This is a genomic window from Paucilactobacillus oligofermentans DSM 15707 = LMG 22743, from assembly GCF_001434315.1.
In the GTDB taxonomy this organism is placed as follows: Bacteria; Bacillota; Bacilli; order Lactobacillales; family Lactobacillaceae; genus Paucilactobacillus; species Paucilactobacillus oligofermentans.
The window spans coordinates 27098-40913 of record NZ_AZFE01000003.1 but is presented as its reverse complement, the minus strand read 5'-3'; the positions used below and the strand labels follow the sequence as shown (position 1 = coordinate 40913).

General features: G+C 34.6%; 11 protein-coding genes and 1 pseudogene. 2 read left to right on the top strand and 10 right to left on the bottom strand.

Annotation, left to right across the window (positions count from 1 at the left end; genetic code table 11):
* Positions 1 to 6: 6 nt before the first annotated feature.
* The gene (locus tag FC70_RS01020; RefSeq protein ID WP_057889185.1) at positions 7 to 2091 is read right to left on the bottom strand and encodes a DNA topoisomerase; all 2085 of its coding nucleotides are present in this window, start codon (positions 2089 to 2091) and stop codon (positions 7 to 9) included.
* 203 nt (positions 2092 to 2294) lie between these two features.
* Here FC70_RS01020 and FC70_RS01015 point away from each other — a divergent pair, with 203 nt between their 5' ends.
* Positions 2295 to 3380 (top strand): Ldh family oxidoreductase, encoded by a 1086-nt coding sequence (locus tag FC70_RS01015; protein WP_057889184.1) that lies wholly within the window; start codon positions 2295 to 2297, stop codon positions 3378 to 3380.
* Between the two features lie 62 nt (positions 3381 to 3442).
* On the opposite strand, the gene FC70_RS01010 is transcribed toward FC70_RS01015, so the two are convergent.
* The 8 genes and pseudogenes from FC70_RS01010 to FC70_RS00980 form a co-directional block, all read right to left on the bottom strand.
* A complete protein-coding gene (locus tag FC70_RS01010; RefSeq protein ID WP_235804062.1) occupies positions 3443 to 5038 on the bottom strand; it encodes an amino acid ABC transporter ATP-binding/permease protein in 1596 nt (531 codons plus the stop codon).
* 11 nt (positions 5039 to 5049) lie between these two features.
* Entirely contained in the window at positions 5050 to 6747 is a 1698-nt protein-coding gene (locus FC70_RS01005) for an ATP-binding cassette domain-containing protein (RefSeq protein ID WP_057889182.1), read from the bottom strand.
* Positions 6740 to 7330, bottom strand: coding sequence for an ATP-binding cassette domain-containing protein (locus FC70_RS09550; RefSeq protein ID WP_420835980.1), 591 nt, complete (start codon positions 7328 to 7330; stop codon positions 6740 to 6742). Before FC70_RS09550 ends, FC70_RS01005 begins: the two co-directional genes overlap by 8 nt.
* Before the next feature lie 339 nt (positions 7331 to 7669).
* Positions 7670 to 8221 (bottom strand): annotated as a pseudogene (locus FC70_RS09545) (ABC transporter ATP-binding protein); the annotation flags it as partial.
* Positions 8158 to 8850, bottom strand: coding sequence for an energy-coupling factor transporter transmembrane component T (locus FC70_RS00995; RefSeq protein WP_057889180.1), 693 nt, complete (start codon positions 8848 to 8850; stop codon positions 8158 to 8160). The gene FC70_RS00995 and the pseudogene FC70_RS09545, both read right to left, overlap by 64 nt.
* A complete protein-coding gene (locus FC70_RS00990) occupies positions 8834 to 9448 on the bottom strand; it encodes an MptD family putative ECF transporter S component (protein ID WP_057889179.1) in 615 nt (204 codons plus the stop codon). The genes FC70_RS00995 and FC70_RS00990 overlap by 17 nt, the downstream gene beginning before the upstream one ends.
* A gap of 356 nt (positions 9449 to 9804) precedes the next feature.
* Positions 9805 to 10587, bottom strand: coding sequence for an alpha/beta fold hydrolase (locus FC70_RS00985; RefSeq protein WP_057889178.1), 783 nt, complete (start codon positions 10585 to 10587; stop codon positions 9805 to 9807).
* The gene (locus tag FC70_RS00980) at positions 10571 to 11293 is read right to left on the bottom strand and encodes a nucleoside/nucleotide kinase family protein (protein ID WP_057889177.1); all 723 of its coding nucleotides are present in this window, start codon (positions 11291 to 11293) and stop codon (positions 10571 to 10573) included. The genes FC70_RS00985 and FC70_RS00980 overlap by 17 nt, the downstream gene beginning before the upstream one ends.
* 33 nt (positions 11294 to 11326) lie before the next feature.
* Between FC70_RS00980 and FC70_RS00975 the strand changes: the two genes are divergently transcribed.
* Positions 11327 to 12229: a LysR family transcriptional regulator gene (locus FC70_RS00975; protein WP_057889176.1), complete on the top strand. Its 903-nt coding sequence runs from the start codon at positions 11327 to 11329 to the stop codon at positions 12227 to 12229.
* On the opposite strand, the gene FC70_RS00970 is transcribed toward FC70_RS00975, so the two are convergent.
* On the bottom strand, positions 12207 to 13805 hold the full coding sequence (locus FC70_RS00970; protein ID WP_057889175.1) for an acyl CoA:acetate/3-ketoacid CoA transferase: 1599 nt from the start codon (positions 13803 to 13805) through the stop codon (positions 12207 to 12209). The two genes, FC70_RS00975 and FC70_RS00970, sit on opposite strands and share 23 nt — an antisense overlap.
* Positions 13806 to 13816: the final 11 nt, after the last annotated feature.

The following is a 13816-nucleotide window of genomic DNA, read 5'->3' as shown; positions in this document are numbered from 1 at the left end:
CATTAGCTACTTTCCAAAATTGGCTTTAAAGCCCCAAAACTTTTTACCTTTATAGGTTTGCTGTTTTAATGTTCCCGTTGCCGTATAAGCCTTACCATACTTGCTAGTCGCATCAAATGAAATAATTGATCCTTGTAGCATTTTTTGAATTTCATCGGCAGTAAATTGATGACCACCCCAAGTTGAACTAAATTCAATTTCTTGACCATCTAAATATTGGCCTTTAGTTTTCGGCTTAGCTTTAAACTTCTTAACTGATTTAACATTTTGTGATGATCCAACCAATTGTGCTAATTCTTGACTATTTTTCAAAATAATTGGTAAATCGTGTTCAATGACTTTGGTGGCTGAATTAACTACCACTGAAGGTACCTCGTTCAGTTTGCCCACGGCATCCATATGATCAAATAATTGCTTCGTAATACTTGGTGAACCAATCCAACTATCCCTCACGAGTACAGCTGCAATTGTCCCTGGTTGAGTTAACGTATAAAATCCACGCTTTTCTAAAATAAACGCATTTTTACCACTCGTTAACTGCGCTTGAACTCCTAGTCTGGTGGCCCCAGTTCCAATATTATGTTTTTCCAAAAATTTACCAATCCAATCAGCACTTGGTCTGGTTGGTTTAGGATTCGCCCCTTGATATACAAACGGTTCTGCTTCTGGGCCAACTTCATCACTCTTGGCTTCAGTTGGCTCATCATCGCCCTCAGTATCATCAAAAATCGCCTTATAGTTTAATTTAACTGGCACATTAAAGCCCGTTTTAAATTCAGGATATTTTTCTAGTTCCGCAGTCACTCGTTCAAATTCATAATCTTCACCCAAAATAGCTAAATAATTTAATGCTAAGGTCCGGTAAATTGCTTGCGCACTGGGACCATACTTAGTTAAAGCTGATAATGAATTTGGCACTTTAACTCCTGGGCGGTTGGCCCCATGGGCTGCTTCGTTAGCATGGTGCTTACTTCGCAACACACGATGTGTCAGTAATTGTTGATTGGCCCCCACAACAGCTGCAATGGCATCAATTACCGGTAATAACTCATTATATTGTTCTTGAGTAATCTTTTTATCTTCTGTACGTGGATATGAGACAATTTCCGCCTCATACATTTTTTGATAAGTAGCTAAAACTTCCTTGGAATTAAAGCCTTGTTTGGCTAAAATCGAACCTAATTTAGCTAAATCAATCATTGATCCCGGTGCTTGAAATTTACGAACTCGTTTGATATTTGCGACTGGACTTTTGGTGTATTTAGCAATATCTTCACGACCACTTTTTTCATCAGTAAATCGAGCGGCTTGTTTTTGTTGATCATCCTTTAGATTTCTGGCAAAAATATGACCAGCCGGATCCTTAAATTTCGCTTCAAAATACGGGGTTTTAATATATTGATCAATTAACTGTTGTTGCTGCCAAATTTTTAACACAATTACCGACTTTAAGCGCCCCTGATTAATTACTTTCACTCGGTAACCAGCTTGTCGGGCGGCATACGTTGAAATCCGTGTTAACTGCATTGATAAGAAATCCCACTTACTGCGGGCATCTGATTTAAGATATTCACCTTGTTTAAATTGATCAGTAATTTCTACCATTTGTTGCAGTGCTTGATTCAAAGATTTGGGGGTCTCATCAGCAAATCGAATTCGATAAACTTTCTTTTTCCATTTAATCGCGTTCACAATCTCCCAACCAAGCAAATCACCTTCACCAGATGGATCATTATCAGTTGCTAGTAGAATTGATTCAGCATTAGCAGCTTCGGCTTTGATTGCCGTAATATCTTCTCGTGTTGATTTTGATTTCTTTGTGTATGAATTGTATGATTTCGCATACGTCTTGGCCCATGAAAAATCAGCTTCGTTCCATGGCATGGTTTTCATATCGGACCATGAACTATATCGTTGTTTATCTTCTTCAGTCGTAACCATTTTTTCAGGTTCTTTGAACTCCATTAAATGACCATGGGCATGCACAATTTTATAAGTTTTATCAGCAACTGTTCCCGTCATTCCACCGAATGCTTTAGCCATATGTTTGGCCGCACTAGCCTTTTCAGCTAAAATTAACAGATCAACCATTTAGTTACCATCCTTTAGATTAATAATCTCATTGTACCAAGTTAACACAAATTTTCGTATTAAATTACCTAAAATCAATTATCGATCGCTATAATTATATTTTTAAATTAAAATATAATTAAAAATAGATTGACTTTTTTTAATTTAATAATTAGCATGTGAACTACATTACAACAATACTAGGCATGGGAGATTAAAATAACATGATAAAAAGATATGATAGTCATAAAATTAACAAATTAATTGATAATATTTATCTTGCATATGGTTTTTCAGCTGAGCAAAGTCACCAAGCCGCTGAGATGTTGATTTATACTGACTTACACGGAATTGAATCACATGGGGTTCAACGCCTAATAATGTATGATAATTTTATTCAAAATGGTAAAATTCGCGTTAACAGTACCCCTGAAATTGTCAAAGAAACTAACGTCAGTGCCGTTGTTGATGCTCACTTTGGCTTAGGTCAATTAAATGGCATTTACAGTATGGAACTAGCCATCAAAAAAGCGAAAGCTCACGGCATTGGCATTATCACTACTCGTAATTCAGGTCATTATGGGATTGCTGGCTACTATGCTAACATGGCAGCTGAACAAGGCTTAATGGGTATGTCATCATGTAATTCACGACCCGCGATGTTACCAACCCATGCCACCAAAGCTTTTATCGGTACAAATCCTATTGCTTTTGCTATGCCGGCTAATCCACACAATTTTATTTTTGACGTCGCTACGACAACAGTTGCACAAGGAAAAGTAGAAGTATACCGTAAACTGGAACAAGATCTCCCTGCATTGTGGGTCGCAAAAGATGGTAAAACCCCCATCTACGATCACAATGACAATACTAATCTTGATTTGTTACGTGATCCAGATGCTAATGTTGGTTTAGCTCCATTAGGTGGCGTTACCGAGGATACTGGTAGTCACAAAGGCTTTGGTTTAGGAGTTATCGTAGAAGTATTTACCTCTATTCTTTCGATGGGCAATATTTCTAATGAAATCACCCCCACTGACCTATCCGTGGGTCCTTGTCAAAGTTTTGTCGCCATTGATCCTGAAATTTTTGGTGATAAAACGGCGATTTTCGATAAGTTTTCAAACTACCTACAAGATATTCGTTCACTACCAACAATTCCCGGAAAAACCATTTACATCGCCGGTGATAAAGAAGCTTTAGCTTATCAAAATAATATTAAGAATGGGATTGAAATTGATGATCGAACCCTTGAAGAAATCAAAACCATTGCTACTCGTTTAAAAGTTAATTACCAGCCATATATTTAATTGACAAAAAAATAGATACTACGACATTTTCCAATAATTGTCGTGGTATCTATTTTGGCTTATTAAGCTGGTTCTAATTGACCGTGATTCAAACGTAATACTCGATTACAAATTGACAAGGTACTCATTCGATGCGTAACAATTATCACTGTGCCAGCATAATGTTGCTTAACCGCGTTTAAGATAATCGCTTCATTTACAACATCTAAATTACTCGTTGGCTCATCCAAAATTAATAATGAGCTTCTATTTAATAATGCCCGAGCTAATTCTAATCTTTGTAATTCACCTGCCGAAAGAATTGGTTTACTAGCACTGATTTCGGTTGCTAACTGTTCCGGAAGATTTTTAATTAACGTGTCTAAATGAACCCACCTTAAAACCTCCCAAATTTCGTTATCCATAATTTTAACATTACGCAAGACTAAATTTTCACGAATTGTCGTTGCAAAAATTTGTGCATTTTGTGACACATAATTCATCAAATGACGTTGCTCGGATAGTTCAATTTTCTCATTTTCAATGGAATTTAGTCTAATTGTACCTTGCTGTGCTTGATACCAGCGCATGATTAGTTTAACAATTGTACTTTTTCCCTCACCACTTTTACCAATTAAACCAATCCGTTCGCCTTGATTAACCTGCAAACTAGCATTAGTTAAAATCAAATCATTCAACCGAGTAGGGTAAGCAAATTTCACGTTATCTAATTTAATTTCTTCAATCGAGTTCAATTCAAGTTGCCCTTGATCACTAACTACCGATTTCTCGTCAAACCAAGCAAATAGATTTTTGGCAGCTAACATCCCGCCAGCTAAAGATCCTGGCAACGAGGCTAACGCTAGTACCCGTCCAAATGTAAATGGGAAAATCAAAACAGCTACAAATGAACTAGCAGTTTTTAAGTCCACTACTAAAAAAATAATTAGACTTACGATTAACGTCAACTGCATTAAAATAGTCTGACGTTCTTGTTTGGCACTCTTAACTTGATTAAATCGCCAATATTCTTGAGTTTCATGATTAATTTCAGCAATTTTACTTTCAACCGCTTGATATTGTTGCAATTCAAACTTTCCACTAACCATTTCTGACAATAACCGTTGATTTCTAGTTTCGCTTTGACTAAGTTCCTGAGCTGAAGCACTCATGGTACGCGCATTAAGGACTGGCAATAAGCAACCCATCACTACATAGGCAATTAAGGCAACTAATCCTAAAAATGGATTAATCATCCAAAAAAATATCACTTGCGCTAACGTCACAATTACCGCAATCAAAATGGGCGACAGGGTATGCGCATAAAAAATTTCAATTTTCTCAATATCTTGGACTAATAATTTTAAAATATCACTACTATGTTGTCCATCTAATTTTGCTGGCGCTAACTGCATGATTTTTTGATAAGTTAAATTACGAAATTTGGATAGAATTTTAAACGCCACTAAGTGACCTAAGTATTGTTCCCCAAATCGGCAAAGCCCACTAACAATCGCTAATCCTAATAATATTAACCACGGAAAATAGTGCAATTGGGTCATAATTGAACTAAAGCTTAAACTAATAATACCAACCTGAAACAACGTTGCTAAAATCCCGGATAGAACACTAGCTAGCAAAATAAAATTTAACTTACCAGCTTGTTTTAATAATCTCATTAAAATTCTCATTAGGCGTTCACCTCAGATATCAAACGGGTTTGTTCATCTATTAAGCGTTTAAAAGCTGGAACCTGTGCGCTTAATTCTTCCGATGATCCCGCCACTAATGTTTGTTGATCCAATAAATAAACTTGCTGCAAATGTTTAATATCTTCCAATCGATGAGTAATTAATAACACAATTTTATCATTAGCCAATTGATGAATAGCTGCTAAAATCGTTTTCGCATTTTCACCATCAATATTTGAAGTTATTTCATCAAAAACATACGCCTGTTTATCGGCTAAAATTGCCCGAGCAACTGCCAATTGCTGCTTTTGGCCTGGTGAAATTAATGATCCATTTTCACCAACCATGGTTTGAAATTGATCAGGTAACTGATAAACAAAATTACATAAGTTTAATTGCTTTAAAGTTTGACGCCAGTCCATTTCAGACTTCATCCCCAACAATAAATTAGCTTCAATCGTTCCTTCAAACAGCACCATTTCTGGACCTAAATAACCAATTGATTGCCACCATTGTTCACGTGTTATTTTTGATAACGGTACACCGTTAACTAAAATATTGCTGGTTGGCATTTCAAGTTGTTTCATCAATAATTTAGCAATTGTACTTTTACCGCTACCGCTAGGACCGGTCAACCCAATTAACTGTCCTTTAGTTAAAGTTAATGAGCTATTATTTAAAATTTCATGATCACCAAAAGAAATTGAGCCTTGCAGTTCAATACGTTGTAACTTTAAATTAACTGATTGATTATTCTTAAATTGTTCCTTGCTTTCATCACTATCAATCAGTTTAAACAGGCGATTAATTTTAGGTAGTAATGATATAAAGATATGAATAAAATAACCAAATTTACGGAAATCAATTAACCACACACAAACGATTGCACTAATCAAAACGGCAGCTGGCATTTCCATCGTACCGGCTTTAACTGCAAACCCTTGTGCTAATACAAACCAACCTAACGCACCATATAGGCAAAAGTCCATAATCGTAAGTGTCTGTAATTGATAGATTAAAATTCCCATTGTTTTTTGACGATAGTTTTCTGAATCTGACGCAAATTTTTTGGCATACAGATGTTGACGATGATACATAATCAACGTATTCATCCCCTTAAAATCATCCAAAAAGCGTTGACCCATTTGATTAAAGCTTTTGATATACGAATTATTTTTCTTATGTCCCATTCCTTGGAGCATTCCCATTAAAATTACAATTGCGACAATACTTAACCACGGAATTAAAACTGTGATTGGATGAACAAATAAAATTGTTATCGTCATTACGAGGCCGGTTAAAATTAATTGCAAAATCGTAGGGATAATTGTGTCATAAAAAACCGCTAATCCTTTAATAGTTCCTAAATCTTGATGAATAATTTGCATCGTTTGTGCTTGATCAACGCTCTGATCATTAAGATAATAACCGATAAATCGCTGTTGTAGCTCTTCACTAGCCGCGGTTGCCCATCGATCACTTAATCGATTTACTCCCCAAATACCATAAGCTAGCATCACAATAATTTGTACTACGACTGTCATTAATAAACCCAGTGACCAGCGATTAGTACTGATATAATTGGCCGCTAACCATAAAATTGTCACTACCAACATCGCACTGGTCCACTGACAAAAGACTAAAACCATGCTTCGCCACCGCTCAGCATGACCTAATTTCCATAATTTTTTAATCATTTGCTTGTCCTCGATTCATCGTTTTAATTTGTCCATGCGACATCTCAATCACTCGGCTACAAGTCATATTGATAAAATCTAAATCATGCGACACAATAATAATTAAGACTTTTCGCTGACGAATTTTATTAATTATTTGACTCAGATGTAACATCGTTTCATAGTCCAAGCCACTTGTTGGTTCATCAAATAAAATGAATTGCTTATTAGATAATAACGCCGTCGCAATTGCGACTAATTGTTGTTGCCCCCCGGATAGACTTTGTGGGCGACGCTTAAATAATTTCTGTAATGATAATAATTCAATTAACTCATTATTTTTAATTTCGTTAGTACCATTACCAAGTTCCTTTTCCACGCTCTCAAAAAATAATTGCATCCGGACGTTTTGCATCACAACGAATGAATATTTGAGCTTAGCTTTACCAGTTAATTTTTGCTGATTTAACCAAAATAATCCTTGTTTAGGTTTCAATAATCCAGCAATTAATTGCAGCAAAGTTGATTTACCGGCACCATTTTCACCAATAATTCCAATTACATCTTGATTATTTAACTCCAGTTGCGAACTTTTTAAAGCCATTTTAGTCCGTGGATACTGAAATTTTAATTCATCAATCTTTAAAGTAATTTGATTTTCTGCTGATTGTTGAATTGGTGCAACTGACAAATTAATTTGTGGCTTAAATAAATTCCTTAAATGATATCGTTCTTGATATTCTGTTGAATGTTGCCAAAATTCAGCTGATGGAATATCTGCCAGCAACTGTCCGTGATCCATAATAATGTATCGATCTACTAAATCGCGCAAATAATCTAACCGATGTTCGGCGATGACAATTGTTTTTTTTCGTTGTTTTAATGTCATTAACCGCTTTGATAATAGCTGGATTGATTGCTCGTCCAAATTACTAGTTGGTTCGTCTAATAAATATAATTCTGGATCAAGGATCATCGATGCCATACAGGCAACTAATTGTTTTTGACCACCAGATAAACTGGTAATTGGGCGCTGCAATAATTCTTCAAAATTAAATGATTCCACCATTTCATTAATCCGTCGATACATCTGGTCTCGTTCAATTCCCATATTTTCCATTGCAAAAGCTAATTCTGAATATACATCCGGGTTAATAAACTGACTATCGGGATTTTGAAAGACCATGCCAATTTTGTTAGCAAACGTTTGAAATAATTGATCAGCATCGATTTCACCCATAATTTTTCGGGTACCAGTTAGTTTGCCGCCAATCATCCCCGGCGCTAAACCACTCATCACATTTAATAGCGATGACTTTCCACTACCACTTTCGCCGCATAAAGCGACAACTTCACCGCGGTTAATATGTAAATTTACCTGATTGATAATTTTATTTGAGTCACGGAAATAATTTACCTCATATAAGTCAATCAAATTACGATTCCTCCAATCATCAATAACACACTTACTACGATTACTAGCCAATCTAACCATTGAAACCGATTCGCATAAATGCTGGTATGTGGCATTTGATTACCCATTCCCCGAATAAAAACTACGGAACTCAATTCGGTCGCAATGGTATCGGTTGAAACTAAAATCGGCACAAGAATATATTCCAGACCTTTAATTGGATGCAAAATCAATTCAAACTTATTGGTAATTAATCCTCTAAATTTAAGCGCTTTAAAAATTGCTTTAGTATTATTTAGCAACGTCGGAAAATATCGAAAGACGATTACTAAGGGTAAAATCAAATTAAATGGTAACTTTAATTTTTGTAAGCTCGCAACCCATTCACCAATATGCGTATTGGTCATCGCAAAAGTTGCCGCCATCAAAGTTGGTAAAATTCGTCGACCACCAATCAATAAAAACGATCCCAAGATTGACCACGAATCATTAATTTCACTAAAAATAGTCAAATTACATAATATTAATAAACTAAAAATAACTAAATATATTACACCCAGTTTGTGATTACCATTTAGCATTAGTAGACAACTCAAAAAAATGACGAAAATAATTTCAATCATAAATGAAATATTTAAGATAAAAATTAATGTCGTCAATAATACAATAATTAATTTAGTTCTGGGATCAAAATTAACCCTCGTCGGCATTGATAGAACCTTCCTGTGCTGCAAAGTATTTACGATAAATCTTTAGTCCAATCATCATGCCAATGACACTGCTAATCAGAATTGAAATAATACAAACGATAAAACTTGTGCTAGTAATTGCTGAAAAAACATGATCAATATAAGCTTGGCTCTTTCCGCGACTGGCTAATTCATTAATATATGCGCGTTTCATAAACCATAATGGTAATAATGGCCCTGTCAGACCAAAACTAAACAGTGTATAACCAAGATATAACTTAACTTTTTGGTTTAATTGAGTTTTATATTGGATTAAATCAGCTAATAATGAAAAGACTACCCCAGGAACAAAAGCTAAAGGGAAATGGCCAGTAATCAAAAAGAAAAGACCGGTAACTGATCCGATGGTGGTTAATGCCCCAAAACGATTAACTTTATCTAGTACTAATAGGTAAACAATTCCGGCTAATAATGCATTTAACGCTGGAATCATAATTGAATTAAAAATTGGAACTGTTAATTTCAAAAGTGCCGTTGAAAAACAGACCACTAAAAAGTAAACCGCTGTATAAATTCCAATTGAAACTAACTCTTTAATTTTTGATTGCTGCTGTGTCATTCGGATTCTCCCTAGGTGTTTTAATAGACAAAATAATCTAAATCGTTACTAATTATGCTCTCATTTATATCCCTGAATGTCAACGTCAAAAAGCAGTTAAAGCCTTGATATAGTGCAGTTTAGAATGATTCTAAAACAGGGATGATAATACTAAAAAAGCACTCATAAATTATAAGTGCTCTTTAAAAAACGTATTTTATTAAAATTAGTCAGGTATTAATTAAAATTTATATTATTTAAATTCAAGACAAACATTATCTATTTTTATTTATAACCTGATGTTGACAATCATAAATAAATAGTACAATCTGCTTATATAGCCGCTATAGAAAGCGCTATCAAGAGTATTAATAGTACTATTTATCAAAGAAATCTAACATAAGTTTATTAAATTTTTCTGTTTGCTCCGCCATAACAATATGGCCTGAATCTTGAACAACAGCATATTCACCATTTGAGCTAATTCTTGCTGCCTCTTTGGCATGATCACTTGACCAAAATGGGCTTTGTGCGCCAGCTATATATAGTGTCTGACACTGCATAGATTCAATAATATCACGCCAATCTTGAAATGCATGATCATATAGTAACGATTTATTCAATTCATAATCAAACTCATAACCATTTTGATCCTTCTTCAAAATTTTATATGTTTCATTATCAATATTCTTCACAGTAGTCTTCACACCATACATTTCTTCCGATGCTTTGGGGAAGTTATTCCAAGTTAAATCAAGCAAACCATATGGCCAGCTACTATCAGTAATCATTTTAGGTGATTGATCAACTGAAATCATTTTATTAATACATCCATCTCCAAATAACGAAACATAGGCCCAAAAAGTTGCAGCTCCCATTGAATTTCCCATCGCATTAAATTTATTGATATTAAGGTACGCTAATAATTCTTGAATATCTTTACCTTGTCGACTCATTCTCAGTCCTTTATCGGTTTGCTCAGATCGACCATGATTACGACGATCTAAATTAATCACTCTGTAACCATTGCTTATTAAAGCACGGACTTGTTGATGCCAAATTTCTTTAAATCCTGCATACCCAGTTGTAATTACCACTGGCATTCCGTGACCATCATCATCGTACTCCAACTTAACTCCATCACTAGTTACAAACTGCATGATTAATACCTCCTTGATTAACTAATTGATCTTTCACATCGACTAACTCATGTACATCATTAAATATCAAAATATTATCTGCGTAGTTTCTTGTAGGTTCAATGTTTTTTTGATAATTTAATTTATCTACTTCAACCCATATATTGTAAATATTGTTATTAAAGTTTTCATAGTTAGCTGATACATAATTAATACTGTCATAGCATCTATTTTGATACCATTCAAATACATCTTCTTCATCGGCTTCTAAAAATATACTAATACTTATTAAATCATTCAACGGTTTTCTTAAAGTAATTAATCCCTCAATAACAATAATATCTGGTTTATTTATAGTATTTTTCACTTCAGAAATATCATTAATTTTATGACTATACACCGGTACTTTAACTCGCTGATGGCTGGTCACTGAATTAATAAAATCATTAATCAATGCACTATCATAACTTTCCGGAAAACCTTTACGATTAAATATATAATTCTCTTTTAAATATTTGTTCGTATATAAGAATGAATCTGTACACACTAAATTAATACTTTTATCACTAAATTCTTTATCTAAAACAGATACTATTTTTTTAGCAAATGTAGTTTTACCTACAGCAATATTACCTGAAATACCTATAATAACTGGATTATCACGACTCAATTCTTGTCTAACTTTAACAACTAAGTCATTTAAATATCTACTTTCTAATTTGCTCACAATTACACATCCTTAATTAAAATGGAGGTCATCATGGATATTAAACATATTGAATACTTAATGTGCATTGTCGACAACAACTACAATTTAACAAAAGCTGCTAATCGGCTTCATATCTCACAACCGGCATTAAGTAAGTCTGTTAATGATTTAGAACGAGTTGAAGATAATAACATTTTCACCAGAAAACGTAACCGTATAACCGGACTAACAGAATCCGGTCAGGAATTAATTGCCTCCGGTCGAAAGATTGATCACGAATTCAATTTAATGATTAATGCTTTTCAAACAACTTCATCAGAGCGAAAAGGCACGATTAACATTGGAATTCCACCAGTTATTATTTCCACCCTTTTTAATGAAGCCATTCCACGATTTATTCAGGAAAATCCATTAATTAAACTAAATATTATTGAAACTGGTGCTTATGACTTACAAAAAATGTTAATGCTTCAAGATATTGACATTGCGGTACTTGTTTCTCCAGCTACCTATCCTGATATTAATGAAATTACAATTGTTAAAGATTCCGTTTCTGTTTGGTTCAATAAAAATCATCGCTTTCATGATATTTCTGGCGTTATTCCATTTACAGAAATTGTCAAAGAAAAAGTTGTTTCACTAGACGATAGTTTTATGGTGACTTATCAGTGGAAACAACGACTAAGAAAATTACAAGCAGAGCCCAATTTTTTCTTTCAATCTGGAGCTTGGGATTTACTTCTTAATATGTGTCAAGAATTAGATGTTGTTACTTTAATGGCTTCGCCTATTGGTAAAAATTTTGCGGGCAAGAATATCGAACACCGTCAAATAACTCCATTTTTCCCTTGGAATATTAGTTTATGTACCTTGGATAACGTCAAGCATAGCCAAGTGCTCGATTATACCCAAGAGTGGTTCAATAATTTTTTCAAACATTCACATGAACTTTAACTAATTCTGAAGCCTCATTATTCACATTTCCCATCTTACAATCATTAAAAATACGTTCATCCATATACTTCAATTGTTTGCTAATGATTGGTTTAAATGACATATGGTCTAATACATCTTTAGTCAAATCTACACCGGGTGCAATCTCGATAAGCTCAATTCCACCATTTACTAGTTTAAATACAGCACGTTCAGTAACGTAATAAACATTCTGTCCATTTTCATATGCAACATGTCCACTAAATGTAATCTGCTCTACATTATCAACAAGTTTATCTTTTTTACCTTCTTGCGTGATGTGCAATTCACCATTTTCGACGTCTGCACAAAAGCCACCTGCAGTAAACGTTCCAGTGTAAACTGTTGTTTTAGTATTTTGAGTGATATTAACAAACCCACCAACACCAGCAATCTTAGGACCAAATTTTGATACATTTATATTTCCTTGCTGGTCCAATTCAGCTAATCCAAGGAATGTTATATCGATTCCGCCACCATCATAGAAATCGAACATATACGGTTGGTCAATAGTTGCTTGTGGTGAAATAGCACATCCAAAATCACCACCACCAAGTGGAACTCCACCAAAAGTACCCGGTTCAACCGTCGTCGTTATATTATTAGCAGCATTTTCTTCCTTCAATACTAATGATACCGTTTCTGGATATTTACCAATTCCATAATTAACAACTCTGTCTTCCGGATCTAAAAACATAGCCGCACGTCTAGCTATAACTTTTTTAAAATCTAAAGGTACGTTGATTGCTCCTTCAGATTTCATAACCGATGGTTTTACAAAGTCTGGGTTATAAACTGTTGCTGTACTTTGTTGTGTCATTGTTTCATCATCTGTTTCACATACTACATCAACGAGTACTCCTGGAATTCGTATTGCTTTAGGATCCATTGATCCACTTTTTAGAATTCTTTTAACGGATACGATTACTTTTCCACCATTGTTATGAACTGCCATTGCAATAGACGTCGATTCTAATGTTAACGGCTCGTCTTCAAAAGTAATATTTCCATCTTCGTCTGCAAATGACCCTCGTAGCAATGCAATATTTGGCTTTGGAACCTCATAAGCAAGATAATCTTTACCTTTAATTTTAATTTTTGAAACTAAGTCTTCTTTAGCACTTTCATTTAATTTTCCACCTTGCAAGTCTGGATCAATAAATGTTCCTAAACCTACACTCGATATATGAATTGGTTTATGTGCTGCAGAATCCCTAAATATCTGCGATAAAACTCCTTGTGGAAAACAATAAGCTTCAATTTCATTATTCTCTACAAGTGGTTCTAATTGTGGTGCAAGCGCCCAATGACCGCCAACAATTCTTTTAACCATTATTGGCTCGGCTAAATTATTAGTTCCGCGACTTTTACCATTACCAATACCGGAAGCGTGATAAAACGTCAATGCCTTTGGATGACCTGTTTCCAGAAAAGTTTTATGCAAGTTTTCTAGAATTTCTTCGGGAACATCAGATCCCAGGAATCCTTCTAGAGCAATCGTAGCTCCATCTGGGATTTGATTAATAGCCGTTTTACTATCAATAAATTTGACTGACATGTTAACATCTC